A 24,864-nucleotide genomic window follows, 5' to 3' on the forward strand; every position below is an offset into this window, starting at 1 on the left:
TGCGTATTGGTGGTGCCTGTGTTCCAGATGACGCTGTCTATCCCTCTTTTCATGTTGTTGACACTGCTGTGCCTGGGCGCACCGCAGGCTGCCAACAAGCCATTCGCCGTCCTGCCGGGTATGGGTCTGGTGTTCAAGCCGGTGGAAAGCATGCGCGAGCGACGGTTTGCCAATCTGGTGGAGCAGAGAACCGATTTCAGTTGCGGCGCCGCCGCGTTGGCGACGCTGTTCAATGAAGCCTATGGCTGGGACTTTACCGAGGAACAGGTGATTCAAGGCATGTTGGCTGGCGCCGATGCCGAGCAAGTTAAAACCATGGGATTTTCCATGCTGGATATGAAGCGCTATGCAGCCGAGTTGGGACTGCGAGCGCGCGGATACCGTTTGCTGCCCGTGCAGTTGGCCGAGGTGAAGATTCCCTCAATCGTGCTGATGGATGTGCGTGGCTACAAGCACTTTGTGGTGATGCAGGTCAGCAGCAATGGCTGGGTCTATATCGGCGACCCTGTGCTGGGCCACCGGAAAATCGCCTTGCGCGAGTTTGCCGAGTCCTGGAACGGGATTGTCCTGGCTTTGATCGGCCCGGGATATAACCGCCAGAACAGCCTGCTGCAGCCGCCGGAGCCCTTGACTGCCAGCCGCAGGTTGGACCGTTTCAGCCCGGTCGAAGATGCAGATCTGATGGAATTCGGCTTTTTGCAGAGTGATTTCTTTTAACGTCTTTACCGGGAGTAGCACCCATGAAACCCCTTGTCTGGATGACGTTATGCCTGGCGGGTCTCAGCCTTGATTGTGCTGCCGGCAACCTTTTTGCGGCTGCCGAGGTGAGCAATGCGCAATTGGCTGAACTGCGCGGGCGCTACGTGCTGCCCAACAGCATCGTGCATTTTGGCGTCACCATGAGCAGCACATGGCAAAACAGCGCTGGGCAATCCATAGGAGCCAGCGTTGGTTTTCAGGTTGACGAACACGCGCAGCCTCATCTGTACGTGACCTCTTTCTCTGTGGCTGATGAGGCGCTCGCCCCAGGCGACGGCACGGCGGGCGGTCAGGTCATCGGTGGCGCTGGCTTGAGCAACGTGCAGGGCGTCTCGCAGAGCGTACGCAGCGCCGGCGATATGAATGACGGACTGAACAATATAGAGATCGTGGTCAACCGCAGTGGGCAGGCAGTGGCCTTGCCCGCAGGCGCAGTGCCCTGGGATGGCAGTGCAGGCCCATCCGGTGCAGCGGGGGTTGTTTCGATCAGTACCTTGGGAGGTGGCCTGACGATGCAGATCGATGCCGGTGCCCAGGGCGTCGCGTTGCAGCGCATAGGTGCTGGCGGTATCAACCAGCAGGCCAATTTTACCGGCAACCTCAATACAGTGCTCAACCAGGCGACCATCAACGTGGCTTTGCGTGAGATGGCGATGGGGCAGGGGTTCGTCAACTGTACCCTTGAGCAACTGCGTGCCCTGAGACCGACGGGTTACTGACAAGGAAAGCCAAAATGAGCGGATCAGCTCGGTGGGCGCTAGTGCTGCTGGCAGTGAGCGGCAGTCTTGTGGCGCAGACGCAGGAACAGGTGTTGCGTGATGAAATCGCGGTACTCAGAAAGCAGTACGAAGCGCAGCAGAATGCGCTGATGATTCTTGAGCAGCGGCTTCGTCAATTGGAGGCCGGAGACAGCCGTGTTGCAGCGGCTCCCTCCAGGCCGGCACCGGCCACGGTTGCGCCCGCGCGCACCAGTACCGAAACGGCACAGGGCTATGGTCAGTCGCTGCGTGACAGCTCCGAACAGCCCCCCAGCGTCGAAGCGCTATACCAAGAGGCCAGCGGCTTTTTTGGTGGCGGCCGATTCAGTATCGAACCTGGCCTCACCTACAGCCACTATGATACCCGCCAGTTGTTTCTCAATGGCTTTCTCGCGCTTGATGCCATCTTTCTGGGTAACCTGGGGGTTGATGAGATCAATGCCGACACCTTTACCTTTGACCTGACCGGGCGCCTGAACTGGCGTCAACGTTGGCAGTTCGACATCAACGTGCCCTATATCTATCGGCAAACCACCTATCGTTCGGCGGGTGCAGGGGGGGCCAGTTCCACATACAGCGAGCAAAGGGTCAACGAAAGCCCTTCACTGGGGGATATCAGCGTTGGGGTTGCCTACAAGTTTCTCGATGAAGCGCGCGGACGGCCCGACGCGGTGGTCAGTCTTCGGGTCAAGGCGCCGACCGGCAAGGCCCCCTACGGCATCAAGCTGGATCAGGTTGAGGGCAACGACAACCTCACGGTGCCCGAGTCATTACCGACCGGAAACGGTGTGTGGGCCACCACCCTCGGCCTGTCGATGGTCAAGACGCTGGATCCGGCCATCCTGTTTGGCAATCTCGCTTATACCTACAATCGGGCAGAGCAGTTTGATGACATCAGCCCACAGCGGGGCGTCAGGGTGCCAGGCGAAGTCAAGTTGGGAGACTACATTCAGTTCGGCGCGGGGGTCGCCTTCGCGTTGAACGAGCGGATGAGCATGTCCATGTCGTTCTCCGAATTGATCAATCGCCGCAGTCGTATCAGATTCGAAGGCACCAGCTGGCAGGCGGTCAATGGCAGCAACGCCAATGCTTCCTATTTTAATATTGGCATGACCTTGGCGATCAGTGATCGGCTTACCCTGGTGCCCAATCTTTCGGTAGGTTTGACGCCGGATTCGCAGGATTTCAGTCTGAGCCTCAAATTGCCGTACTACTTCTGAGCCAGACTGCCAAATCAAGCTGCGGGTGTGCGTGCTCGCAGGCCAGGCCCCCCTCACCTCAGGTTGTGTTTACTCAAAAGGCGATAAAGTGTGGTGCGCGATACACCCATTTCCTGCGCGAGCAGGCTCATATTGTGCGGGCAACAGAGTAACGCTTCGCTCAAAATGGTTCGCTCCGCGTATTGAATCTGTTCACTCAAGGTGGCGACCGGCAGTGGCGCCGCGACAGTTGGTTCGTCGAAACCCATGTCTGGTGGCGTGATTTCCTTGCTCCTTGCCAGAATGGTTCCGCGCTGGATGCGATTGGCCAGTTCCCTGACATTGCCAGGCCAATGGTGTTGCTGCAAAACCTGGATTGCCTGCGGGCTGAAACGCTTGCGCGTATTGCCGCTCTCGCATGCAAAAACATTCGCAAAATGCTCGGCCATGGGCATGATGTCCGGCCGCTGCTCGCGCAGGGGGCTGGTCTTGATCTCCAGCACGTTGAGCCGGTAGTAAAGGTCTTCTCTGAAGCGGCCGTCAAGGACCGCAAGCTCCAGGTCCACGTGGGTTGCTGCCACCACCCTGAAGTCGACGTGCAGCGAATGCGAGCTGCCGACACGTTCAATCCTGCGTTCCTGCAACACGCGCAGCAGATTGGCCTGTTGCTCCAGGGGCAGATCACCGATTTCATCGAGGAACAGGGTGCCGCCCATTGCCTGCTCTATTCGTCCGGTTCTACGCTGGTGTGCGCCGGTAAAGGCTCCTTTCTCGTGGCCGAACAGTTCGGATTGAATCAACTGGGGCGCGATTGCCCCGCAGTTGATGGCAACCATAGGTGCCTTGGCACGCGCCGAGAGATCATGCAGGGAACTGGCAATCAATTCCTTTCCCGTACCGCTTTCGCCACGGATCAGCACAGGCGAGTCGGTGGGCGCCACTCGACGAATCAGGTTGTGCAAGTCCCGGGCCTGCGGCGTGGTGCCGATAAACCTGTCTTTTATGGCTGCAATGGAGGCTGCTTTCAGCCGCCGCAAGGAGGCCATGCCGTAGTTACGGCCCAGCGCTGCGATAAGGCGTTGCGGTAGCAATGGCAGGGTGTGGTAATCGAGGAAGAGTTCGGCTATCAGTTCAGCTACACCAGGGGTGCCAAATGCCTCGGCCGAGACAACGGCCACCCACTGACAAGAGCTGCTCGCCACCAGTGATCGAACGCGACTCAGATTGGCTAGATGAGCCTCTGACAAGCTGAATATGCATAACTCGCTTGCCGAGTGAGCCGCGTTCTCCAACGATGCGCAGTCAACTATCCAGCCTGAAGCCTTCAGGTGAGGTATCAGCGCTGCACAGTCTGCGCATGGCTCGACCATCAAAACGCGATGCTGTGGCATCAGTACGACTCTCATCCTGAGAACAACAGGTGTTATCTAGCGATGGAACAGTGCACTGCGATCGCTGGAGTATAACAGCCATGGTCTGCTCGCAGTGCACCGTGCGTCTGGCTGCGTGAGCAAACGCCCAGGTGGTTACATATTCGCTCGCGGCTAGGGATAATGCTTGGCAGTTTAAGGAGAACCCGATGTCGTTACTCGATCAAGCCAGTCTGTTGTCTATCATACCTTTTGCTCTTATGGCCGGCTGGGGGCTTAGTGTCTGGTTGATGCTGTCCCGGCAGGGCGCGCTGCGTGAGGAGCTCGCGCAAGCTCAGCAACAACAGTCGCAGTTGCGTGACGACCTGCAGAGCGCGCAGCTGGAATTGCATCAGCAGCAGGCCCAGCACAGCGGTCTGCAAACCCGTATCGAGCATCTGCAGGAAACCGTGCAGGAGCTGCGTCAGCAGCAGCTGCAGCAGGCCGAGCGTTTAAGCAGCGCGCAGGGGCAGGGGCAGGAATGGCAGCTGCAGGCCGAGCGCGCGCAAACCCTGAGCCGTGAGCAGGGCAGGCAAGTGGACGAGCTGCGCGGTGAGCGTGACCAGCTGCGCGCGCGGCTCGATAGCCTGCAGCACGAGCACGAGCAGTTGAAGGTCGAGCACTCCACATTGCAAAGCAGCCTGGAGCAGCGTCAGCAGCATTTCAGTGAACAGCAGCAGCTGCTGAAAGACAGTCGCGATCAGTTGAAGATGGAGTTCGAGCAATTGGCCGGCAAGATCTTCGAGGCCAAGGGCCAGGCCTTCTCGCTGCAGAATCAGCAGTCGCTGGATGCGCTGCTCAAGCCCTTCCGTGAGCAGATCGACCAGTTCCGCAGCAAGGTGGAAGACATCCATCACAAGGATACCCAGCAGCAGGCCACGCTGGCGGCCGAACTCAAGCACCTGAAAGACCTGAACCTGCAGATCACCCAGGAGGCCCATGACCTGAGCACCGCCCTGCGCGGGCAGAAAAAGACCCAGGGCAACTGGGGCGAGCTGATTCTGGAGAACGTACTGGAGCGCTCCGGTTTGCGCGCAGGCATTGATTTCAAGCGTGAGGTCAGCATGACCAACAGCGAGGGCCAGCGTCAACGCCCGGACGTATTGGTCTACCTGCCGCAGGACAAGCACCTGATCATCGACGCCAAGGTGTCGCTGAACGCCTATACCCGCTACATCAACAGCGAAGACGAGGCCGAACGGCGGATTGCGCTGGGCGAGCATGTAGTGGCGGTGGGGCAGCGTATTCGTGAGTTGTCGGATCGCAACTATTTTGAGCTGCCGGGGCTCAATGCGCCGGAAATGGTCTTCATGTTCATCCCTATCGAATCGGCTTTTGTCGAGGCGTTGAAGGCCGATGAAACCCTGTTCCAGAAAGCCATCGAGCAGAACGTATTGGTGGCCACGCCCACCACGCTGCTGACCAGCCTCAATATAGTGCGCCAGCTCTGGCGCTTCGAGGATCAGAACCGCCACACCGCCGAGCTGGCGGAGCGCGCCGCCAAGATTCACGACAAGCTGCGTACCTTTCTGGGCAGCATGGACAACATCGAAAAGAGCCTGGACAAGGCCTCGGACGCCTACCGCAAGGCCAAGGATCAGCTACTTGGCGGGCGGGCCAATCTGGTCAAGCAGGTCAATGATTTCAAGGAGTTGGGCGTGTCTGTTAAAGCAGAATTGGGCGAGGAGTGGACCGAGCGCGCGGCACTGGAACTGGGCCATGACAGCCCCGATCCGGCCGAATAGTCGTTTGGGGCCAGGCGCGCCCGAGGCAAGCTCGGGGCGCTTGAGGGTAACAGCTGGTGTCAGAGGTGATAGTCACCGCTGGCTTCCGGTTGATACAGAATATCCATGATCTTCAGCTTCAACGGGCGGCCCTGTGGGCCCTGCCAGTTGATGCACTGACCCACCTTCAACCCCAGCAGGGCAATACCCACCGGCGCCAGAATAGAGATGGTGCCGGGCCGCCCGGCCTGCTCGGGGTAAACCAGTGTCAGTACAAACTCCCGCTCGCTGGCCTCATCGATAAACCGCACTGTCGAATTCATGGTGACCACGTCGCTGGCGATGCGCTTGTGGCTCACCACGCGGGCGCGCAGCACCTCGTCTTCCAGCGCTTCGAGCAGGTCCAGTGGTGCCTGCATGTTGTCGAGCACCTTTTCCAGGCGCTGTACATCCAGGCGGGTCATTACGATGGCAGGGGATTTGTTCATGGCGAGCGGCATTACTCCTTGGCTAGAGTTTGGTTAAACAAAGTCGGGATTGCTGAATATTTGCCCAGCAGGACGCTGGTCAGCTGACGTTACCAGACTGGAGAGCAGTTACAAGTCTCAAGGTGTATCCAATTATGCCCTTTTATGGTGCCTTGAAATGCTGTCCAAATGGTCAGTGGATCATTTTGGTGCGTCGCGCTGTGGGCGCTAATCGTGCATCCCGCGAAATACAGGAGTAACAGGGTGGCATGGCACTTGCTCTGTAATTGGCCAACGTTAACGGTTGGATACGCTATATGACCCTTGCCTGGCACCTTGAACAGCATGACAGCGCGCTGAACTGGCAAGCCGGCCTGAGCCTCGGGTTTATCCGCAGTGCAGAGCGCACTCAGTTGGCGCACACCAGTCACCGAGGCCCGCTGCGCATTCAGCGCCCGTTTTTCCCCGAAGGGCTCGATTGCCCGCATCTTTATATTCTGCATCCGCCCGGCGGCCTGGTCAGCGGCGACACCCTGCGTTTGCAGGCAGACATGCAGGTTGGCGCGCAGGCTCTGTTGACCACACCATCCTCGGGCAAATGCTACCGCGCGCGTGATAACGGCACCTTTCAGGTGCAACACAACCGCTTCACGCTGGCCGCCGGCAGCAGTCTGGAATACTTGCCGCAGGACACCATTGCCTTTGAAGGCTGCAACGCCAAACTCATTACCCGCATCGATCTGAGCGGCGACGCCCGCTGCTGCGCCTGGGATCTGCTCTGCCTTGGCCGCCCGGCGGCGGACGAGGGCTTCACCCACGGCGCGGTGGAGCAGCGCCTGGATGTGTGGCGTGATGGTCGGCCGATCTACATCGAGCGCAACTGCTTTGTTGGCGGTGAGGCGCTGTTGGACGCGCGCTGGGGGCTGGCTGGCGCTGGTGTTAGTGGCACCTGGCTGGCTACGCTGCAACTGGATCGTCAGCAGTTGGATGAGCTACGTGAGACCTTTGCAGACTACCCGCAGCTGGCGCTGACGCAGCGCAACGGCTTGCTGATTGGCCGTTATCTTGGTCATGAGGCCGAACATGCACGCAACACCTTTATTCGTTTGTGGCAGCACTTGAGACCCTTGATCAACGGTCGTGCTGCTTGCTCACCCCGTATCTGGAATACCTGAATGGAGCCCGTTTCATGGAGCTGACACCGCGCGAAAAAGACAAACTTCTGCTGTTTACCGCAGCCCTGTTGGCCGAGCGCCGATTGGCCCGCGGTGTAAAGCTGAATTATCCCGAAGCCATGGCCTACATCAGTGCGGCCATCATGGAAGGCGCCCGTGACGGCCGCAGCGTTGCCGAGATGATGAGTTACGGCCGTACCTTGCTGACCCGTGAGCAGGTGATGGACGGCATTCCCGAACTGTTGGCCGAGGTGCAGGTGGAAGCGACCTTCCCCGATGGCACCAAGCTGGTCACCGTCCACAACCCGATTCCCTGAGGAGATCCCGCATGATTCCAGGCGAAATACAGACCCGACCGGGCTCGCTGCAACTCAACGAAGGGCGCGAGACGCTGGTAATCAGCGTGGCCAACAGCGGCGACCGCCCGGTGCAGGTGGGCTCGCATTATCATTTTGCCGAAACCAACCCGGCGCTGCAGTTTGATCGCGCCGCGGCTCGTGGCTTTCGGCTGAATATTGCGGCAGGTACGGCGGTGCGTTTCGAGCCGGGCCAGAGCCGCGAGATAGAACTGGTGGCCTTGGCGGGAGAGCGCAAGGTGTATGGCTTCCGTGGCGATGTCATGGGCAGTCTCTGAGTAGACAGGAGCGAACAATGGAAATCAGCAGACAGGCCTATGCGGAAATGTACGGCCCGACCACCGGCGACCGCGTGCGTCTTGGCGACACCGAGCTGTGGATCAGCGTCGAAAAGGACCTGACCCGCTACGGCGAGGAAGTGAAGTTTGGCGGTGGCAAGGTAATCCGTGACGGCATGGGGCAAAGCCAACGCACCCGCGCAGAAACGCCGGATACGGTGATCACCAATGCACTGATCCTCGACTGGTGGGGCGTCATCAAGGCCGATGTGGCGCTCAAGGATGGCAACATCCAGGCTATCGGCAAGGCCGGTAACCCGGATATTCAACCGGGTATCGACATCATCGTTGGGCCCTGTACCGAGGTGATCGCCGGCGAAGGCATGATTCTCACCGCCGGCGGCATCGATGCGCATATTCACTTCATCTGCCCGCAGCAGATTGATGAGGCGCTGATGTCGGGTGTGACCACCATGATCGGCGGCGGCACCGGCCCGGCCACTGGTACCAATGCGACCACCTGTACACCGGGCGCTTGGCACCTAGGCAAGATGCTGCAGTCGGCCGAATGCTTTCCGATGAACCTGGGCTTTCTGGGCAAGGGCAACGCCAGCTTGCCGGATGCATTGGAAGAGCAGATCGAGGCCGGCGCCATGGGGCTGAAGCTGCATGAAGACTGGGGCACCACGCCGGCGGCTATCGACTGCTGCCTGAGCGTGGCCGACGCCTACGACGTGCAGGTGGCGATCCATACCGATACCCTGAATGAATCCGGTTTTGTGGAAGACACCCTGGCTGCGATCAACGGCCGGGTGATTCACACCTATCACACCGAAGGGGCGGGCGGTGGCCACGCGCCGGACATCATCAAGGCCTGCGGCGAGTCCAACGTACTGCCGTCCTCGACCAACCCGACACGGCCCTACACGGTGAACACCGTGGACGAGCATCTCGACATGCTCATGGTCTGCCATCACCTGGATCCGGCGATTGCTGAAGACGTGGCCTTTGCCGATTCGCGCATCCGTCGCGAGACCATTGCCGCCGAAGACATCCTGCACGACCTGGGCGCCTTCTGCATGATCTCGTCCGATTCCCAGGCCATGGGCCGGGTCGGTGAAGTAGTAACTCGCACCTGGCAGACCGCGCACAAGATGAAGGTTCAGCGCGGTCCGCTGGAGGGTGATGACGACTGGTCCGACAACACCCGCGCCAAGCGTTACATTGCCAAGTACACCATCAACCCGGCAATCACCATGGGACTGGCGGATGTGGTTGGCTCGGTGGAGGTCGGCAAGCTGGCGGATCTGGTGCTGTGGAAGCCCGCGTTCTTTGGCACCAAGCCCAGCCTGATTCTCAAGGGCGGTGCCATTGCCGCCGCGCCCATGGGCGATCCGAACGCCTCCATCCCAACACCGCAGCCGGTGCATTACCGGCCGATGTTCGGCGCCTTCGGCAAGGGCATGGATAGCACCTGTGTGACCTTCGTCTCCAAGGCCGCACTGGACGCCGGTATCGCCGAAAAGCTGGGTCTGAATCGCCGGCTGGAAGCGGTACGCAATACCCGCACCATCGGCAAGGCGGACATGAAGCTCAACGATTACATGCCCGACATCAGCGTTGATCCGCAGACGTATGTGGTCAAGGCCGACGGTGTTGAGCTGCTCTGCGAGCCGGCCACCGAATTGCCGCTGGCCCAGCGTTATTACCTGTTCTAAGTGGCTTTGAACGATTTGTGTTGAACGACCTGTTTTGAGAGGGAAAGACCCAATGCTGGAATGTCATGAATGGCTGGAGGGCGAGGGCGGTCACGACCACGTGCTCGAGTTGACCTACGAGTTGCGCACCCGTAGCCGCCTGCGTGCGGTCACCGAGGGCGGGTTGGACGTCGGCCTGTTTCTACCACGTGGTCGTGTGCTGGCCCAGGGCGAACGCCTGCAGTGCAGCGATGGCAGCGTGCTGATGATCAGTGCCGCACCGGAGCAACTGTCGCGTGTGCAGTGCAGTGACGCGCTGCTGCTGGCGCGGGCGGCCTATCACATGGGCAACCGTCACGTCGCACTCGAGGTGCGCGCCGGCGAGCTGCGTTACCTGTGCGATCACGTGCTGGATGCCATGCTGCGCGGCTTTGGGCTGGAGGTAGAGCAGATTACCGCGCCTTTCAATCCTGAGTCCGGTGCCTACCATAACCACAGCCACAGCGTTGCCACCCCGGCGGCACCTTTTCTGCGGCTGGCCGGGCATGATCGTGGCTGAGGCGAGGGTGGAAGCCAGAGTAATGACCGATCTGGCGCTGCTGCGCGTATTGCAGCTGGCCAGCCCGGCACTGCCGATTGGTGGTTACGCCTACTCTCAGGGGTTGGAGTACGCCATCGAGCAGGCTTGGGTGACGGATATCGACAGTGCCGCCGGTTGGCTTGGTGGTTTGCTTGAGCACTCCGCCGCGCGGCTGGATATACCCATTCTGCTGCGGCAGTACGAGGCGCTGGAACGCGCCGATGACGGCGCGCTGTTCTCCTGGAATGACTGGCTGCTGGCCAACCGCGAAACCGCCGAGCTGTATCTGGAGGACAGCCAGCAGGGCGGCGCCTTGTTGCGGCTGCTGTGCTCGCTCGGCGTACCCAGTGCACAGGAGTGGCCTAGCGGCGAGCCTCTGGCGCTGGTCACCGCGCTGGCCATGGCGGGTCAGCACTGGAGCACCGGCGCGCATGCGCTGGCACTGGGTGCGCTCTGGAGCTGGCTGGAGAACCAGGTGGGCGCCGCGACCAAACTGATACCGCTGGGCCAGACCGATGCCCAGCGCCTGCTTGACCGTATTTTGCCCAGCCTGCCGGGCGTCGTGGCGACAGCGCGGCAGCTGTCCGGCGACGAACTCGGCGCGGGGTTGCCCGGCCTGGCCTTCGCCAGCGCCCGGCACGAACATCAATACACCCGACTGTTTCGATCTTAAGGAGCACTGACATATGACTACCAGACCTGCATTGCGAGTAGGCATTGGCGGACCCGTGGGTTCCGGCAAGACCGCACTGGTGCGCACCCTGTGCGAACGCCTGTTCCCGCACTACAACCTGGGCGTTATCACCAATGACATCTACACCCGCGAAGATGCCGACTTTCTGCTGCGTCACGATGCGTTGCCCGAAGACCGCATCCTGGGTGTAGAAACCGGTGGCTGTCCACACACCGCCATCCGCGAGGACGCCTCGATGAATCTGGCCGCCGTGGCTGAGCTGCAGCAGCGTCACCCGGAGATGGAGCTGGTGCTGGTCGAAAGCGGCGGCGACAACCTGGCCGCGACCTTCAGCCCGGAGCTGTCCGACCTCACGCTCTATGTGATCGACGTGTCCGCCGGCGACAAGATCCCGCGCAAGGGCGGGCCGGGCATTACCCGTTCCGACCTGCTGATCATCAACAAGACCGATCTGGCCCCGCTGGTGGGGGCCGATCTGGGCGTGATGGACCGCGACGCCAAGAAAATGCGCGGCGAGCGCCCCTTCGTGTTTTCCAACCTCAAGAGCGGTCAGGGCGTGGAAGACATCATCAATTTCATCGTGCGTCAGGGCATGCTCAAGGCACTGCCCAAGACAGACCAATCCCAACAAGGAGCCTAATATGACTTCCGTTCGCAAACACCTTCTGCTGGCCGCCGGCCTTACCCTGATGCCAGCCATGGCCTATGCCCACCCTGGTCACGGTACCTCCGGCCTGGTCAGCGGCCTCAGCCACCCGCTGTTTGGTCTGGATCACTTGCTGGCCATGGTGGCGGTTGGCTTGTGTGCGGCCAAGCTCGGCGGCGCAGCGCGCTGGTTGTTGCCGATGCTGTTTGTTGGCGTAATGGTACTTGGCGGCGGCCTGGCCATAGCAGGTATGCAGCTGCCCGGTGTTGAGCTGGGTATTGTTGCCTCAGTGATCGTGCTGGGTATGTTGCTGATCGTTGCCCGCAGCGGCGCCACGCTGCCGGCGGCGCTGCTGGTCAGCGGCTTTGCCCTGTTCCATGGCTATGCCCACGGCGCGGAAATGCCGGCAGCGGCCGGTGCTGCGGCCTACGCCTTCGGGTTTGCTTTGGCCACTGCCGGGTTGCATGCCTTTGGCCTGGTTGGCGGGCAATGGCTGCAGGCGCGTCAATGGCAGCGTGCGGTGCAGGTGCTGGGTGCCCTGATCAGCATGGCCGGTGTGAGCATGGCGCTGAGCATGTAAGCTGCGCCAGCATGATCAAAGCCGCGCCCCGGCTGTCGGGAGCGCGGCTTTTTTTTGCCCATGATTTGGTGCTGGCTGCGCATCTGAGCTTGGCGCTGTTGTGGCGCGGGATTGTCATGCAGAACTTCGCGTCGTTGCGCTGTCAAAGTCAGGCGCGGGCAAGAGCCATACTCTCATTCAACCGGACGAAACCGGTTATACGCAGTGACAGGGAATGACAATGAAGAAAGTACTGATGGTGGCGGGACTGATCGGTGTGCTGGCAGGCTGCTCGGACAATGAAGTTGGGGATGTATCCTTGGGCGTATTTACCCTCAAGGACATCAAGCTGAACTCCATGGTAGATCCCGAGGTGCCCGGCGTGACCTGTCATATTGCCTCGGTTGAGGCAAACCTGAGCCTGTCCGATCCCAGCGACAGTGCCATCTCTTGCCGTCAGACAGGCGAGATCACGCCGGAGATGATAGCGCAGATCGATAGAAGTGATTCGGGCGAAATCGTGTTCAGAAAGTCCAAGAGCGTATTCTTCAAGACCATGAAGGTGAGGCGCATCTTCGACCCTGAGAACCAGACCCTGATGTATCTCTCGTACTCGACCAAGGAAACATCTGGCAGCTTCAAGCACAGTCTTTCAACCGTGCCGCTGTGGGGCACCAAGGCCTATCGGACTGGGGGCTTCGCGGCTGAGTAGTGCGCAGCACTGCGGAGCGCGTTTTCGCGCGTATAGCGCAGGCCGATTAGACTGTCAGGACGATTCGTTGTTGGAGTGGCAGGATGCATAACTTGAAGCAGATAGGACTTTTCATTCGCACCAACCTGTGGATTATTCCATTAGCGCTGTTGCTGGTGTGGTTGCTTTTCCGCTTTCTTGATCCGGCGCCGCCCAAAGTACTGGTGATGACCACGGGAAGCGAATCCGGTAGCTACCACCAATTTGGCCTGGCCATGCAAAAGGAGTTGGCCAAGCAGGATCTGGAGCTGCAGCTACGACCTAGCCGCGGCTCGCTGGACAACCTGCAGCGCCTCACCGACGGTAGCGGCCAGGTGCAGATCGGGCTGATTCAGAGTGGCACTGAGCTGTTGCTGGAGCCCGCACAGCGCAGCCGTCTGGTTGGGCTGGCGGCCTTGTATCATGAGCCGTTGTGGCTGTTTCAGCGCAAGGGCGTGAACATCACCCAGTTGTCTGATCTGGAAGAAAAGCGGGTGGCGGTTGGCAGCGAGGGCAGCGGCACCTGGGCTGTGCTCAAGGGGCTGTTTGAAGAGCGCAACGAGGTTTCCCGACTGGAGCTGTTGAACAACGGACTGTGGCGCAAGATGGGTAGCTCGGCCGCCGTCGATGCGTTGGTAGCGGGCGAGCTGGATGCCGCTTTTCTGGTGTTGCCGGCCGACAATCGGCTGGTGACGCGGCTCGCGGCGAACCCTGACGTGACCATGATCAATCTGGCGCAGGCCGATGCTTTTGCAGCGCGGCTGCATTTTCTGGAAGCGCTGGAGGTGCCGCGAGGGTTGCTGAACATTGCCGCCAGCATGCCACCGCAGGACACCAAGGTACTGTCACCGGTGGCCATGCTGGTCGGCAACAAGAACTTTCATCCGGCGCTGACCGCTGTGGTGCTGGAGGCGGCACGCAAGGTGCTGCGCGACGGCAACCTGCTCGACAAGCCCGGACGTTTTCCCGCCGGTGAACCTATGGGGCTGGAGTTGAGCAAGGAGGCTGATTACTACCATCGCGAGGGTGTGCCTTTCCTGCAGCGTTATCTGCCGTTCCAGGTGGCGTCGGCCATTGACCGCTACGTGGTGCTGGTTATTCCCTTCATTGCCATCATGTTTCCGCTACTCAAGACCATGGGGCCGCTCTACCGTTGGCGGGTTCGGGCCCGCGTGTACCGCTGGTACGAGCACCTGCGGCGAATCGACAAGCTGATCTACAGCGGCAAGATCAAACAGCGATACGCAGAGGAAATTCAAGGCCTGAAAGCGCTGGAAACCGAGCTGAACCACGTGGACGTGCCGCTCTCCTACGCCCACGAGCTGTACAGCTTGCATTTGCACGTCCGCTACATGATCTACCGGCTGGAAACCTTGCAGGCCGAGGAGGAGGGCGGTGAGACGCCATCGCTGGCCTGACGCTCGGCGTAAACCGCGCCATGCTGGCTGATAAAGCAGGTCACCTTGTCGATAATCGGTGCCCAGCCCTGAAAGGGCGCGGCCAGGGTGAGCAGAATTTTGATGTGTCCAAGGTCATCCAGCACCTCACTGTTGGTCGCTACGCCATATTCGCGCAGCGATTGCGCCAATTGGCGAGTGTTGCGCTGTGGGTCCACCAGATCATCCTCGGCGCCGGCGAGCAGCAGGGCTGGCGGGCTGGCAGCGCTGGCATGTACCAGCGGCTGGGAGTCGACCGGGGTCTGCGGGTGATAGAAAACCGGCTGCACATCGGGGTTGATGATGGGCAGAAAATCGTAAGGGCCGGCCAATCCGATCCAGCCGCTGAGTACCTCAGGGCTGAGCTGCTCTTGTTCCAGCCAGCGTGGATCGAGCGCAAGCATGGCGGCGTTGTAGGCCCCCGCGCTGTGGCCCATGACGAACAGAGGCCCGTGCGGGCTCTGCCAGTCCGCCTGGTGTGCTCGAGTCCAGGCCAGCGCCTTGGCACTATCGCGCAAAAAATCGGGGTAGCGCACCTCGGGGTACAGTCGATAATCGGGAATCACCGCAATAATGCCGCGACTGGCCAGTGCCTGACCTACAAAACGGTAGTGGGCGCGCTCGCCGTTGCGCCAGCTGCCTCCGTAGTAGAACACCACAACCGGTGCATCGGGTTTCAGCTCTGCAGGCACGTAGACGTCCAGTTGCTGGCGCGGCAGATCCCCGTAGCGCAGACCGTCCAGTTTTTCATAACCATTGCTTGGCACCAGCCAGTTGACTGGTGCGAGGGCTGAGCAACCGCTGAGCAGGGTGGTCATCAGCAGCGATAGTGTGCGTAGCAGCGGCATAAGGTGTCCTTGGGAGCGGGTGAATAGAAAGCACAAGCTGTTACAAGCCATTGCATTTGCCTTTCGCGCAGGGGCGCTTGCACCTACCATGGCATGGTAACCCGGAGAAGAGGTGAGCATGAAGGATGCGTTGAATGCGGCGCAGGACGCGATAGACAAGGTACTGCTGGGCAAGTCCCGCGCCGTCAAGCTGGCGCTGACCTGCATTCTGGCCAAGGGGCATCTGTTGATCGAGGACCTGCCCGGTATGGGCAAGACCACGCTGTCTCAGGCACTGGCCTCGGTTCTGGGTATGAGCTACCAGCGGATTCAGTTCACCAGTGATCTGTTGCCGGGCGACATTCTGGGTACCTCGGTGTTTGACCGTAACAGCGGCCAGTTCGTGTTTCATCCGGGGCCTATCTTCGCCGAACTGATACTCGCCGATGAAATCAACCGCGCTACCCCAAAGAGCCAGAGTGCGTTGCTGGAGGCCATGGAAGAAGGGCAGGTGACCGTAGACGGCGCTACCCGGCCCTTGGCTGACCCTTTCTTTGTGATCGCTACCCAGAACCCGGTGTCCCAAGGCGGAACCTTCGCGCTGCCTGAGTCTCAGCTCGACCGTTTTCTGATGCGCCTTTCGCTGGGTTACCCGAGCGAGCAGGCCGAACGCAGTCTGCTGTTGGGCGACGACCGCCGCGCGCGGCTGGACCGGGTCGAAGCGCTGCTCAACCGCGAGGAGCTGAGCCGACTGCAGGCGCTGGTGCCGCAGATCAACGCCAGCGAAGCCCTGGTGAACTACATCCTGCGGCTGGTCAATCACACCCGTAACAGTGACCTCTGCGCTTGGGGCCTGTCGCCACGCGCCAGTCTCGGCCTGCTCGCCGCCGCGCGTGCCTGGGCGTTGCTGGAGCAGCGCAGCTATGTGATCCCCGAAGACGTGCAGGCGGTCTTGCCGGCGGTTGTGAGCCACCGGCTGCGGGCTGCTAACGACCCCGCCGGCCATGGCGGCGAGAGTCTTGCCCTATGGCTGCTCAACGAAGTGCCCGCAGTGTGAGCACCGGCTGGCGGGCACGCGGCCGCGCGCTGCACCAACGCTGGCTCAAGCGGCGTATTCCGGCGGCCCAGCAGATAACCCTAAATCACCGGCGCATCTTCATCCTGCCCAGCCGGGCCGGTCTGGCTTTCCTGTTGTTGCTGGCGATTCTGCTGGTGGGTGCCATCAATTACGAAAACAGCCTGGTGTACGGGCTGACCTTCCTGCTGCTCAGCCTGTTCTGGGTGGCACTGCACCACAGTTACCGCAATCTGGCAGGCATCAGCCTGCGCGCCACGGGCGGGCGGCCGGTGTTTGCCGGTGAGCAGGTGCCGCTCGGGCTGGTGCTGCTCAGCCCGGCACGCGAGCGCCAGGCGCTCAGGTTGAGCTGGCCTGGCGTGGCACCGCAGCAGTTGGATGTACCGGCCGATGGCGAAGCGAGCACTACACTGTATTACCCGAGCCAAGTCCGCGGCTGGCTGGCGCCAGAGCGCCTGCGCATTGAAACGCGCTTTCCGCTCGGCTGGTTTACTGCCTGGAGTCTGCTCGACCTGAATTGGCGTGTGCTGGTGTACCCGCGCCCGATCAAGGCGCCGCTGCCGCTGCAGCGCAGTGCTGCCGGTCAGGATGAGGCACCCGAAGCGCAGCTGGCCGAGGGCGTGGATGACTTTCAGGGCCTGCGTCACTACCGTCCCGGCGACTCGCGGCGGCGGCTGGACTGGCGTGCCTATTCGCGTGGCCAAGGGTTGCACAGCAAGATTTTTGCCGAGCCGCAGCAGCAGAGCCAGTGGCTTGATCTGGAGCAGACCAGCGGCGCCGATCTGGAGCAGCGTTTGGGCATGCTGACTGGCTGGGTTCTGGCGCTGGAAGCAGCCGGCCGGCCCTACGGATTGGCCTTGGGCAGCCTGCGACGAGCACCGGCACTGGGCGAAGCGCACCGCGATGCCTGCCTGCGCGCACTGGCGCTCTATGGTCTGGGCGACAGCGTATGAGCGCCGCCGGCCTGATCCCGCGTAACAGCCTGGCCTGGTTGCTGACCGCACAGGTGGTGGTGTTGTTGCCGCACCTGCCGCGCCTGCCCTGGTGGGTGGCCCTGCTGTGGATGGGCTGCGCCTTGTGGCGGGTGCAGATCCAGCGTATGCGCTGGCGGTATCCGGGCATCGTGTTGAAAGGCACCGCCTTGGTGCTGATCCTGATTGGTGTATTTCTCACCCAGGGTACGCTGATCGGTCTGGATGCGACCGTAATGTGGCTGCTACTGCTGTTCATGCTCAAGCTGCTGGAAATGCGCACGCCGCGCGATGCCTTGGTGCTGATCTATCTGGGCTTCTTTGTGCTGGCCACCGCTTTTCTGTTTGATCAGGGGATACCGCTGACGCTGTATCAATGCCTGTCGCTACTGGTGCTGGTCGCGGCCCTGGTGGGGCTGCAGCAGAGCGCTGGGCGCAACGATCCGCTGCGTGCGCTGCGCAGCGCCGGGGTGATGCTGCTGCAGGCGGTGCCCTTGCTGCTGGTACTCTTCATCTTCTTTCCGCGACTGGAGCCCTTGTGGTCGGTCAACATGCCTGGCGGCAGCGCCAAGACCGGCCTGTCCGATAACATGTCGCCGGCCGATATTGCCAGCCTGGCGCGCTCCTCTGAACTGGCCTTCCGCGCCAGCTTTGCCGGTGAGATTCCGCCGTTGCCGACGCTCTACTGGCGGGCGCTGACCCTTAGCCGCTTTGACGGTCGCAGCTGGTCGCAGGATCGCTGGCTGAGCAACCTGCCGGCATTGCCGCTGGAGACCGATGGTAAGGCCGTCGAGTACCAGGTGGTGGCCGGTGCCAGTGGCCAGCACTGGGTTTACAGCCTGCGCGGTGCGACCTCGGAAGATCCCTATCTGCGGCGCATGCACGACTTCAACCTGCAATCCATCGCGCCGCTGAACAGCACCTTTGGCTACACTGCGACCTCCTATCCTGAGGCGCTGTTGCAGACCGAGCCGCTGAGCAGATTGGAGCGCAGCCGGCAAACCGAACTGCCGGAGCAGGGCGATCCGCGTACTCGCGCCTGGGCGGCGGAGTTGCGCCGGCAGTATCCGGATGATGCCGCGCTGGTGCAGGCGTTGCTGGGTTACTTCAACCGTGAGCCGTTTTATTACACGCTCAATCCCACGCCACTCGGCCAGCACAGCAACGACGAGTTTCTGTTCGATACGCGACGCGGCTTCTGTGAACACTACGCCGGCGCCATGACCTTCGTGCTGCGTGCGGCGGGTATTCCCGCGCGGGTGGTCGCTGGTTATCAGGGTGGGGAAGTGAATGCGCGCGGCGGTTATGTACTGGTACATCAGTTTGACGCCCACGCCTGGGTCGAAGCCTGGCTGCCGGAGCAGGGCTGGGTGTCGGTGGATCCTACCTTTCAGGTCGCGCCCGAGCGGATTGAACGCGGTCTGGAAGAAGCCGTACGGGGGGAGGGCAGTTTTCTGCAGGACGACTACCTCTCTGCCTCGCGCTATCGCGGCGTAACCTGGTTGAACGAAGCGCGCCTGGCCTGGGACAACATCAACTACCAGTGGCAGTTGCGGGTCCTCAATTTCAAGGGCGAGGAGCAAATGGGGCTGTTCCGGCGCTGGCTCGGCACGGCAGATTGGCAGCGCATTGGTCTGATAGTGCTGGCGTTGGCGGGCAGCATGATGCTGTTGCAGGGGCTCTGGTGGCTACGCCCGCAGCGCCGAACCGGTACGCCTCAGCAGCGCGCCTGGCGCAGTCTTGATCAACGCCTGACACGGCTGCGGCTGCAGGCACTGCCGGGGGAGGGGCCGCGTGATTGGCAGCGTCGGCTTGAGGCGGCGTTGCCTGCCCAGCGTGCCGCACTGCAGGGTTTCTTTGACGAGTTCGTGCGCCAGTCCTACACCGCGGCCAAGGCCGATACGCGGGAAGAACAGCAGCGCCTGCAGCAGATGCTGCGCACCTTGCTGCGGTCATTGCCGCGCAAACGGCCGCCTGCGGCCAGTGCACTGTTGCGCGAGGATCAGTTGTCGTCAGCCGGCAAGCCCTTATAATTGCGGCGTGCGTCAGTAACGGCGCTGCAACCTTGAATACTGGAGTTGGCATGCATCCATTCAGTGCTACGCGTCCCCCGAAACTGGCCTTGGGGCTGGGACTGATTGGGTTGATTCCCTTTGTCAGTGGTGCCCTTGGCTTGTGGGTGACACCGGAGGCCTGGCGCGAGCGGGTGCTGGAGGAGTTACTGGCCTACGCTGCCATCGTGTTGGCGTTCATGGGCGCGATTCATTGGGGCCTGGCAATGCGTGCGGGCGAGGAGAGCAGTCAGGCCCCGGTTCAGCTGGCGCTGTCCGTCATCCCCCCGCTGCTGGGCTGGGTGGGGCTGAGCCTGCCGATCAATCTGGCCTTGCCGGTCTTTTTTATCGCCTTCGCCACCCTGTATTTTGCCGATGTCTGGGCTGTGCGCCATGGGCTGGCGCCAGTCTGGTATCCGGCGTTGCGCAAACCGCTGAGTATTCTGGTGGTGCTGAGCCTGATGGTCGCCTGGTTATCGGTTGGGCGTGTACTCTAAGGTAGACAGAGTCAGTCACTGATACGGGTGATGGGCGCACCCTCTGGCGTGTGCTCAAGTAGAGGCCACAAAAACAAGACGTTGGCCTCGTTATGGAACACCCCCTGCACAGTATTGATTGTCGCTGGTTGCTGGCGCTGTATGCGGTCATCCCGCTGTCAGTGTTGCTGGTTGCTCTGGACCTGTTGCTCTGGGATGGGTGGTTGGCAGCCGATGTGTTGCCCGGCGACCCTAACGACTGGCCACTTTGGGCTGTCTTGTTTGGTCTGCCGCATATCATCGCCAGTCTGCTGACCATGGCCAATGGTGAGTATCTGGTGCACTACCGGCGCAGCCTGTTGCCCCCACTCTGCCTGTTTCTGCTGATTGCCATCGGCGGCCATTTCGGCCCACAACCGCTGAGTTACAACCTGCTGTTTATCTTCCTCGCGTTCTACACCATCTACCATGTGCTGGCGCAGCAGCTGGGGTTGACCCTGATGATGCTCGGGGCGCGGCCCGATAGGTTATACAACTGCTGGAAATGGCTGGCGATTCTGGCGGGCTTCGCTATCTACATCAACGTTTACGGCACGCGCTTTCTGGGGCAGTGGGAGGTCGCCGGTATCAATGGCTATCAGCTCATGTCGGCCTTGGGGGCGGGACTCTGTGCGGCTGTGGTGATGTTGTCCTGGCGATTGGCGCGCCGCGCCCCTCCGGGGATTGGCCGCTGGTACCTGTGGGCCAATGCGGCGATGCTGGTGTCTGCGTTGCTGATCAACGAGATTGGCTACACCTTGTTCGTGATTCTGATTCCCCGGGTCATTCACGACCTGACTGCCTACAGCGTGTATATCACCCACGACCGTAACCGCAATCGTAAGGGGGCCGGCAGCCTCTGCTATCGGTTCACGCATGCCGGTGCCTGGTCACCCTTCATCGTATTGCCGCTGACCTCGCTGTTGATCGCCTACGCATTGACCAGCCATCAGCATTACCCGTGGGTCAACATCACCATACTGACAGTGTCTTTTCTGCATTATTACTACGAGGGGTTCATCTGGCGCGGGCCAAACCCGCACCGTCAGTACGTCGCCTTCAAGCGCTGAAGGGAGTGCTTGAAGGCAAGCCGGCCGGGCAATATTGGGGGAGCTAACGTAGGCGCCCCCGGCCTGGGGTCAGGACTTTTTCACGAACTCGGATTTCAGTTTCATGGCGCCGATCCCGTCGATTTTGCAGTCGATATCGTGGTCGCCGTCGACCAGGCGAATATTCTTCACCTTGGTACCCACCTTAACCACCAGCGATGAGCCTTTGACCTTCAGGTCCTTGATCACGGTGACTGAATCACCATCGGCCAGCGGGTTGCCATTGGCGTCGGTAATCCCGCTGCCTGTCTCTGCTTCATCGGCCTGCTGAGGCCATTCGTGGGCGCATTCCGGGCAGACGAACATCAGGCCATCTTCATAGGTAAATGCTGAATTGCAGCTGGGGCAGGAGGGCAGGTCGCTCATCGGGTCGCCTTTTTCGCTATACATAACCATGCGGTATACAGGGTTTTAGGCCGCGCATAATGCCGTATGTGCGCGGCCCTGTCCATGCCAGCGGCCCTAGAGCGCCAGTGCCGGGCCGGTTGGTTGACGTAGCTGGTAACGGCTGTAAGTACAGGCGGAAGCAAAAGCGAAGATGCCAGCCGACAGGCTGAGCAGTGCCAGCTGATCCAGCTGTTCGCTCGTTACTGTGCTGGGGTTGGCCTGCAACGGAAAACCGATCAAATCCAACCCTACGCCGGCCACCAGATAGCCAGCGGCAGCCGCCATCTTGCCGGTGAAGGAGATGGCACTGAAGAAGAACCCTTCCTGCTGTTGGCCACTGTCGTCCGCGTGCTGTTGTGCTACGTCGGCCATCATCGAGGCACCGGAGATCATTGCCAAGCCAGAGGCCGCGCCGCCGATAAACAACAACAGGAGAATCAATGGCACGAACAGGGCGCTGTGCGACGGCGGAAACAGCCCCAGCAGCTCCAACACCACAGCAATGTTGCTGGCCAATGCGGCCACCAAGGCTGCCACGACAATGCTGGGTTTTTTATCGAAGCGGCGATGCAATGGCCTGGCCAGCAGAATACCGGCGGGCCAGCCCAGCAGTACACCGGCACCCAGCAGGGCGATGTTGTTACTGGTAAGGCCCCAGAAGTACACATTCAGGTGCATGTTGAGGGTCTGGGTAATCCCGATCGAGATGGACACCAGCAGGGTGCCTAGAAAGAGCGCGCGGAACGAGGTATTGCGCCAGATACTGTGCAGGTTCGCGAATAGGCTGAGGCCGGTCTGTTGCCCGCGCGCAGCCGGCACGCCGGTATGGCTGCGTGTGCCCCAGACGGAAATCACAATGCTGACAGCCATCAACACAGCGCCGCTGATTGCTACCAGAGGATAGCCTTCTGGGTTGAGCAGGCCATTCTCGTACGCGGCGGACTCCGGAAAGAACAGCGGTACACCCAGCAAGACTACCAGTGCGGCGCCGCAGACACCGCAGAAGCCGCGCCAGGCGGCGACTGAGGTTCGTTCGTGGTAGTCGCTGGTAAGCTCGGCGCCCAGCCCCAGATAGGGCACGTAATACAGCGTAATAGCGCCACGTACCAGCACTGCAAAACAGGTCAGCCAAAGAAACAGACCAATCTGGCTCAGGCCGGCGGGCGGGGTGAACAGCAGGTACCAGGTGAGTGCCAAGGGGAGCGCTGCCGCCAGCATGAAGGGGTGCCTGCGCCCGAACCGCGACCGGCTGCGGTCCGACAGATAGCCCGCCAAGGGGTCGGTCACCGCATCAAATATCAGGGCAATCATCACTGCCAGTCCGGCCAGGCTGCCGGACAGCCCCAGTACCTGGGTGAAGAAGAAAAACAGGAAGATATTGAAGCCGGTACCTTTAATGGTCTCGGCAATCTGGCCCAGCCCGTAGGCCAGCTTGGTTGTGCGGCTCAGCGCCATGATACTCACCTGATATTGTTGTTTTATAGGGGCAGGTTTATGCGCCTGAGTATTATTCAGGCAGGCGCCGGGTACAAGAGATTACGCCTTGGAACCGTTGCAACTGAGCGGAGGGTTCAGCTCTCCCAGGTGCTGGCACTGGCGGCGCCGCGCCGCTGCAAATGGAGATGGCTGAGCAGGCGGATGCTGGGGCGTACGAGAAACTGCGCGCTGCCGATAATGAAAAACACGATGGCGGTTTTTTCGTACTCGGGAAACAGAAAGAGAATGCTGCCCAGCAGAAACCAGATGGCGATCAGAAAGTCGTTGATGATGCTGAGCACTTCGTAACGGCGGCGTATGACAAGTTGCTCGTTACCCAGCGACAGCGTTAACGGGTTGTCCTGCTGGTCTGTTGCTCTATCCGTCATGCATTACCTCGCGGTGTCGGGAAGAATAACCGGCTTACGCTTCAGATTCTGGCGGCGCACCTTGCGGATACTGTGGCATCGCGTTGTCAATCTGCCACCAGTTGGCTGCAGAGGCCGTGTAGGCATGAAATGCCGGGCGTACGGTCAGATCCTGATCCAGACTGCCGGCACGCAATCGTATGGCCTCCGGGGCGGTGCTGCGCTGGCTGTAAAGCGGTGAGCCACAGTGGCCGCAGAACACCCGTTCCTTGCCCTCAGACGAGGCGTAGGCCTTGAGCAGCTCCGCGCCGCTAAGCAGCTCAAATTGGCTGCGCTCCAGTGGAATGTTGCTGACAAAGGGCGTGCCCTGCGCCTTGCGGCATTGCTGACAGTGACACAGCTGAATGGGCGCAAGTTCCCCGCTGATGCGATAGCGAACGCCGCCACACAGGCAACCGCCGCTGATCATGGTTGGCTGTCGCTGTCAGCTTCTGCGGCGCGCGCCTTGATCGTGCGGTTGTCAGTGGTGGTCAGTATCAACGCGCCGGTGTCGTCGATCTCAAAGCGCGCCACGTCGCCCAGCACTTCAAGAAAATGCTCGTCCTGGTTCATCAGCGCCTCGCTGCAGGCTTTCTGCGTGGAGGCAATGGCCTTGGTCTGCAGGCCCTCGCCGCTGAGCTGATAACTGGTGGTGTACTGGTTACACGCAGCACGGCCGCCGAGCAGGCCCTCATTGGTAAAATTCAGGCTCATCTGGGTGTTGTCGATCACGCCCTTGCTGTCGACATCTTCTACTATCCATTCCCGCCCTGTGAGCAGAGACTGTGCGGCGCCGCCGCAGCCGGTAAGAGTATCGCCATTGACCTTGACGCTGACCTCATAGGGATAGGGCATGCCGGTCATGCTGTCACGGCACAGCTGCGGGGTGACATCGACAATCACCGAATTGGCCTCGGTACTGGCGTTAAAGCGATAGCTATCTTGCTCGCGGGTGGTGGTTGGCGTCGGCGTGAGAATGGTGGTGGGGACGTTCTGGCGGCTCAGGCTCATGCGCTCGCTGTCGACTTTCAGCACCCAGCCGGGCTCGTTGCCGCGTGCCGCGAAGGGCAGAAGGGCATTCGCATCGACAATCTCGGCGTCCTCAGCCACCGCGCCGCTCACCTTGATCATCATGATGGTGCCCAGATCCTCCACGGGCTGGGTGACGTCAATCAAATTGGCGCTGTCGGTGGTCCACAGCAGTTGGCCCTCTGGGCTGCGGATCTGCGCCGAGACAGAATAGCGCATGCGCAGGTCGAACATTGCCGGTTCGACCTTGAGCGAGAAGGGGATGGGCACGGATCGACCGAACAGTGTGGTGTTCTGCTCGGCCAGTACGGTAGCCGGTGCATCAGCGCGCGAGACATCGCTCAACTTGATATGCGCCACGCTGCCGTCGGGCAGCGGTATGCGTTCGCGGTAACTGATCTGGCCGGTGACCTGCTCGGTGGCGGGCGCTGCCTGTTCTTCCTGCGCCTCGTTAGTGTCCTTGCTTGCGGTGGTGGTGCAACCGGCAGCGAGCATCCCGGCCAGGCCGATGAGCAGTATTTGAGAGGTGATTGTGTACATGTAGCGCTCC

Annotated in this window: 27 protein-coding genes; 19 read left to right on the forward strand and 8 right to left on the reverse strand. The window is 60.9% G+C overall.

Annotated features, from left to right (window positions below; translation table 11 throughout):
- Positions 1-27 precede the first annotated feature (27 nt).
- The 3 genes from V7747_RS03485 to V7747_RS03495 are packed head-to-tail and all read left to right on the forward strand — an operon-like array spanning position 28 to position 2,737.
- Complete coding sequence (locus V7747_RS03485; protein ID WP_442909172.1) at positions 28-717, forward strand: C39 family peptidase; 690 nt, start codon at positions 28-30, stop codon at positions 715-717.
- Between the two features lie 23 nt (positions 718-740).
- Entirely contained in the window at positions 741-1,478 is a 738-nt protein-coding gene (locus V7747_RS03490; RefSeq protein ID WP_335614667.1) for a hypothetical protein, read from the forward strand.
- A 14-nt stretch (positions 1,479-1,492) separates the two neighbouring features.
- Entirely contained in the window at positions 1,493-2,737 is a 1,245-nt protein-coding gene (locus V7747_RS03495) for a hypothetical protein (protein WP_335614668.1), read from the forward strand.
- A gap of 53 nt (positions 2,738-2,790) precedes the next feature.
- Here V7747_RS03495 and V7747_RS03500 read toward each other — a convergent pair whose 3' ends face one another.
- Positions 2,791-4,122 carry a sigma-54 dependent transcriptional regulator gene (locus V7747_RS03500; protein ID WP_335614669.1) on the reverse strand — a complete coding sequence of 444 codons (1,332 nt, stop codon included), beginning with the start codon at positions 4,120-4,122 and terminating at the stop codon, positions 2,791-2,793.
- Positions 4,123-4,295: 173 nt separating this feature from the next.
- On the opposite strand from V7747_RS03500, the gene rmuC reads away from it, so the two are divergent.
- Positions 4,296-5,870: a DNA recombination protein RmuC gene (gene rmuC / locus V7747_RS03505; RefSeq protein ID WP_335614670.1), complete on the forward strand. Its 1,575-nt coding sequence runs from the start codon at positions 4,296-4,298 to the stop codon at positions 5,868-5,870.
- A 59-nt stretch (positions 5,871-5,929) separates the two neighbouring features.
- Here rmuC and rnk read toward each other — a convergent pair whose 3' ends face one another.
- Positions 5,930-6,337 (reverse strand): nucleoside diphosphate kinase regulator, encoded by a 408-nt coding sequence (rnk, locus tag V7747_RS03510; protein ID WP_335610719.1) that lies wholly within the window; start codon positions 6,335-6,337, stop codon positions 5,930-5,932.
- A 296-nt stretch (positions 6,338-6,633) separates the two neighbouring features.
- On the opposite strand from rnk, the gene V7747_RS03515 reads away from it, so the two are divergent.
- The 10 genes from V7747_RS03515 to V7747_RS03560 all read left to right on the forward strand — a co-directional run bounded on the left by V7747_RS03515 (position 6,634) and on the right by V7747_RS03560 (position 14,449).
- Positions 6,634-7,491: an urease accessory protein UreD gene (locus V7747_RS03515; RefSeq protein WP_335614671.1), complete on the forward strand. Its 858-nt coding sequence runs from the start codon at positions 6,634-6,636 to the stop codon at positions 7,489-7,491.
- Between the two features lie 14 nt (positions 7,492-7,505).
- Complete coding sequence (gene ureA, locus V7747_RS03520) at positions 7,506-7,808, forward strand: urease subunit gamma (RefSeq protein ID WP_335614672.1); 303 nt, start codon at positions 7,506-7,508, stop codon at positions 7,806-7,808.
- 11 nt (positions 7,809-7,819) lie between these two features.
- A complete protein-coding gene (locus tag V7747_RS03525) occupies positions 7,820-8,125 on the forward strand; it encodes an urease subunit beta (RefSeq protein WP_335614673.1) in 306 nt (101 codons plus the stop codon).
- Positions 8,126-8,142: 17 nt separating this feature from the next.
- Positions 8,143-9,843 carry an urease subunit alpha gene (gene ureC, locus V7747_RS03530; RefSeq protein WP_335614674.1) on the forward strand — a complete coding sequence of 567 codons (1,701 nt, stop codon included), beginning with the start codon at positions 8,143-8,145 and terminating at the stop codon, positions 9,841-9,843.
- 52 nt (positions 9,844-9,895) lie between these two features.
- On the forward strand, positions 9,896-10,381 hold the full coding sequence (gene ureE, locus V7747_RS03535; protein WP_335614675.1) for an urease accessory protein UreE: 486 nt from the start codon (positions 9,896-9,898) through the stop codon (positions 10,379-10,381).
- 22 nt (positions 10,382-10,403) lie between these two features.
- On the forward strand, positions 10,404-11,075 hold the full coding sequence (locus tag V7747_RS03540) for an urease accessory protein UreF (protein WP_335614676.1): 672 nt from the start codon (positions 10,404-10,406) through the stop codon (positions 11,073-11,075).
- Between the two features lie 13 nt (positions 11,076-11,088).
- Positions 11,089-11,736 carry an urease accessory protein UreG gene (gene ureG / locus V7747_RS03545; RefSeq protein WP_335614677.1) on the forward strand — a complete coding sequence of 216 codons (648 nt, stop codon included), beginning with the start codon at positions 11,089-11,091 and terminating at the stop codon, positions 11,734-11,736.
- Position 11,737: 1 nt separating this feature from the next.
- Positions 11,738-12,322, forward strand: a complete 585-nt coding sequence (locus V7747_RS03550; RefSeq protein WP_335614678.1) for a HupE/UreJ family protein — start codon at positions 11,738-11,740, stop codon at positions 12,320-12,322.
- Positions 12,323-12,542: 220 nt separating this feature from the next.
- A complete protein-coding gene (locus V7747_RS03555; RefSeq protein ID WP_335614679.1) occupies positions 12,543-13,013 on the forward strand; it encodes a CreA family protein in 471 nt (156 codons plus the stop codon).
- 83 nt (positions 13,014-13,096) lie between these two features.
- Positions 13,097-14,449 (forward strand): TAXI family TRAP transporter solute-binding subunit, encoded by a 1,353-nt coding sequence (locus tag V7747_RS03560; RefSeq protein ID WP_335614680.1) that lies wholly within the window; start codon positions 13,097-13,099, stop codon positions 14,447-14,449.
- Here the strand turns inward: V7747_RS03560 and V7747_RS03565 are convergent.
- A complete protein-coding gene (locus tag V7747_RS03565; RefSeq protein ID WP_335614681.1) occupies positions 14,389-15,315 on the reverse strand; it encodes an alpha/beta hydrolase in 927 nt (308 codons plus the stop codon). The two genes, V7747_RS03560 and V7747_RS03565, sit on opposite strands and share 61 nt — an antisense overlap.
- A gap of 118 nt (positions 15,316-15,433) precedes the next feature.
- Here V7747_RS03565 and V7747_RS03570 point away from each other — a divergent pair, with 118 nt between their 5' ends.
- From V7747_RS03570 to V7747_RS03590, 5 genes are all read left to right on the forward strand, one after another.
- Positions 15,434-16,351 (forward strand): AAA family ATPase, encoded by a 918-nt coding sequence (locus tag V7747_RS03570; protein WP_335614682.1) that lies wholly within the window; start codon positions 15,434-15,436, stop codon positions 16,349-16,351.
- Positions 16,321-17,322, forward strand: coding sequence for a DUF58 domain-containing protein (locus tag V7747_RS03575; RefSeq protein WP_335614683.1), 1,002 nt, complete (start codon positions 16,321-16,323; stop codon positions 17,320-17,322). The genes V7747_RS03570 and V7747_RS03575 overlap by 31 nt, the downstream gene beginning before the upstream one ends.
- Positions 17,319-19,373, forward strand: coding sequence for a transglutaminase TgpA family protein (locus V7747_RS03580; protein ID WP_335614684.1), 2,055 nt, complete (start codon positions 17,319-17,321; stop codon positions 19,371-19,373). Before V7747_RS03575 ends, V7747_RS03580 begins: the two co-directional genes overlap by 4 nt.
- Before the next feature lie 50 nt (positions 19,374-19,423).
- Positions 19,424-19,888: a DUF3429 domain-containing protein gene (locus V7747_RS03585; RefSeq protein ID WP_335614685.1), complete on the forward strand. Its 465-nt coding sequence runs from the start codon at positions 19,424-19,426 to the stop codon at positions 19,886-19,888.
- A gap of 92 nt (positions 19,889-19,980) precedes the next feature.
- Positions 19,981-20,976 carry a hypothetical protein gene (locus V7747_RS03590; protein ID WP_335614686.1) on the forward strand — a complete coding sequence of 332 codons (996 nt, stop codon included), beginning with the start codon at positions 19,981-19,983 and terminating at the stop codon, positions 20,974-20,976.
- Positions 20,977-21,045: 69 nt separating this feature from the next.
- Here the strand turns inward: V7747_RS03590 and V7747_RS03595 are convergent, their stop codons facing one another.
- The 5 genes from V7747_RS03595 to V7747_RS03615 all read right to left on the reverse strand — a co-directional run bounded on the left by V7747_RS03595 (position 21,046) and on the right by V7747_RS03615 (position 24,854).
- Positions 21,046-21,381, reverse strand: coding sequence for a zinc ribbon domain-containing protein YjdM (locus V7747_RS03595; protein WP_335614687.1), 336 nt, complete (start codon positions 21,379-21,381; stop codon positions 21,046-21,048).
- 96 nt (positions 21,382-21,477) lie between these two features.
- A complete protein-coding gene (locus tag V7747_RS03600) occupies positions 21,478-22,857 on the reverse strand; it encodes an MFS transporter (protein ID WP_335614688.1) in 1,380 nt (459 codons plus the stop codon).
- 116 nt (positions 22,858-22,973) lie between these two features.
- A complete protein-coding gene (locus V7747_RS03605) occupies positions 22,974-23,267 on the reverse strand; it encodes a YrhK family protein (protein ID WP_335614689.1) in 294 nt (97 codons plus the stop codon).
- Between the two features lie 34 nt (positions 23,268-23,301).
- Positions 23,302-23,715, reverse strand: a complete 414-nt coding sequence (locus V7747_RS03610; protein ID WP_335614690.1) for a GFA family protein — start codon at positions 23,713-23,715, stop codon at positions 23,302-23,304.
- A complete protein-coding gene (locus V7747_RS03615; protein ID WP_335614691.1) occupies positions 23,712-24,854 on the reverse strand; it encodes a YbaY family lipoprotein in 1,143 nt (380 codons plus the stop codon). Before V7747_RS03615 ends, V7747_RS03610 begins: the two co-directional genes overlap by 4 nt.
- Positions 24,855-24,864: the final 10 nt, after the last annotated feature.

It is taken from the genome of Halopseudomonas sp., from assembly GCF_036960865.1.
Taxonomy (GTDB): Bacteria; Pseudomonadota; Gammaproteobacteria; order Pseudomonadales; family Pseudomonadaceae; genus Halopseudomonas.

Excerpts from the sequence above, each read along its gene's own strand:
- V7747_RS03600 (WP_335614688.1), bottom strand. The coding sequence starts at position 22,857 with ATGGCGCTGAGCCGCACAACCAAGCTGGCCTACGGGCTGGGCCAGATT.
- V7747_RS03495 (WP_335614668.1), top strand. The coding sequence starts at position 1,493 with ATGAGCGGATCAGCTCGGTGGGCGCTAGTGCTGCTGGCAGTGAGCGGC.
- ureE (WP_335614675.1), top strand. The coding sequence starts at position 9,896 with ATGCTGGAATGTCATGAATGGCTGGAGGGCGAGGGCGGTCACGACCAC.
- V7747_RS03605 (WP_335614689.1), bottom strand. The coding sequence starts at position 23,267 with ATGACGGATAGAGCAACAGACCAGCAGGACAACCCGTTAACGCTGTCG.
- V7747_RS03550 (WP_335614678.1), top strand. The coding sequence starts at position 11,738 with ATGACTTCCGTTCGCAAACACCTTCTGCTGGCCGCCGGCCTTACCCTG.
- rmuC (WP_335614670.1), top strand. The coding sequence starts at position 4,296 with ATGTCGTTACTCGATCAAGCCAGTCTGTTGTCTATCATACCTTTTGCT.
- V7747_RS03590 (WP_335614686.1), top strand. The coding sequence starts at position 19,981 with ATGGAACACCCCCTGCACAGTATTGATTGTCGCTGGTTGCTGGCGCTG.
- V7747_RS03500 (WP_335614669.1), bottom strand. The coding sequence starts at position 4,122 with ATGAGAGTCGTACTGATGCCACAGCATCGCGTTTTGATGGTCGAGCCA.
- V7747_RS03575 (WP_335614683.1), top strand. The coding sequence starts at position 16,321 with ATGGCTGCTCAACGAAGTGCCCGCAGTGTGAGCACCGGCTGGCGGGCA.
- V7747_RS03560 (WP_335614680.1), top strand. The coding sequence starts at position 13,097 with ATGCATAACTTGAAGCAGATAGGACTTTTCATTCGCACCAACCTGTGG.
- rnk (WP_335610719.1), bottom strand. The coding sequence starts at position 6,337 with ATGAACAAATCCCCTGCCATCGTAATGACCCGCCTGGATGTACAGCGC.
- V7747_RS03580 (WP_335614684.1), top strand. The coding sequence starts at position 17,319 with ATGAGCGCCGCCGGCCTGATCCCGCGTAACAGCCTGGCCTGGTTGCTG.
- V7747_RS03610 (WP_335614690.1), bottom strand. The coding sequence starts at position 23,715 with ATGATCAGCGGCGGTTGCCTGTGTGGCGGCGTTCGCTATCGCATCAGC.
- ureC (WP_335614674.1), top strand. The coding sequence starts at position 8,143 with ATGGAAATCAGCAGACAGGCCTATGCGGAAATGTACGGCCCGACCACC.
- V7747_RS03615 (WP_335614691.1), bottom strand. The coding sequence starts at position 24,854 with ATGTACACAATCACCTCTCAAATACTGCTCATCGGCCTGGCCGGGATG.
- ureG (WP_335614677.1), top strand. The coding sequence starts at position 11,089 with ATGACTACCAGACCTGCATTGCGAGTAGGCATTGGCGGACCCGTGGGT.
- V7747_RS03485 (WP_442909172.1), top strand. The coding sequence starts at position 28 with ATGACGCTGTCTATCCCTCTTTTCATGTTGTTGACACTGCTGTGCCTG.
- V7747_RS03585 (WP_335614685.1), top strand. The coding sequence starts at position 19,424 with ATGCATCCATTCAGTGCTACGCGTCCCCCGAAACTGGCCTTGGGGCTG.
- V7747_RS03595 (WP_335614687.1), bottom strand. The coding sequence starts at position 21,381 with ATGAGCGACCTGCCCTCCTGCCCCAGCTGCAATTCAGCATTTACCTAT.
- V7747_RS03555 (WP_335614679.1), top strand. The coding sequence starts at position 12,543 with ATGAAGAAAGTACTGATGGTGGCGGGACTGATCGGTGTGCTGGCAGGC.
- V7747_RS03525 (WP_335614673.1), top strand. The coding sequence starts at position 7,820 with ATGATTCCAGGCGAAATACAGACCCGACCGGGCTCGCTGCAACTCAAC.
- V7747_RS03490 (WP_335614667.1), top strand. The coding sequence starts at position 741 with ATGAAACCCCTTGTCTGGATGACGTTATGCCTGGCGGGTCTCAGCCTT.
- V7747_RS03540 (WP_335614676.1), top strand. The coding sequence starts at position 10,404 with ATGACCGATCTGGCGCTGCTGCGCGTATTGCAGCTGGCCAGCCCGGCA.
- V7747_RS03515 (WP_335614671.1), top strand. The coding sequence starts at position 6,634 with ATGACCCTTGCCTGGCACCTTGAACAGCATGACAGCGCGCTGAACTGG.
- V7747_RS03570 (WP_335614682.1), top strand. The coding sequence starts at position 15,434 with ATGAAGGATGCGTTGAATGCGGCGCAGGACGCGATAGACAAGGTACTG.
- V7747_RS03565 (WP_335614681.1), bottom strand. The coding sequence starts at position 15,315 with ATGCCGCTGCTACGCACACTATCGCTGCTGATGACCACCCTGCTCAGC.
- ureA (WP_335614672.1), top strand. The coding sequence starts at position 7,506 with ATGGAGCTGACACCGCGCGAAAAAGACAAACTTCTGCTGTTTACCGCA.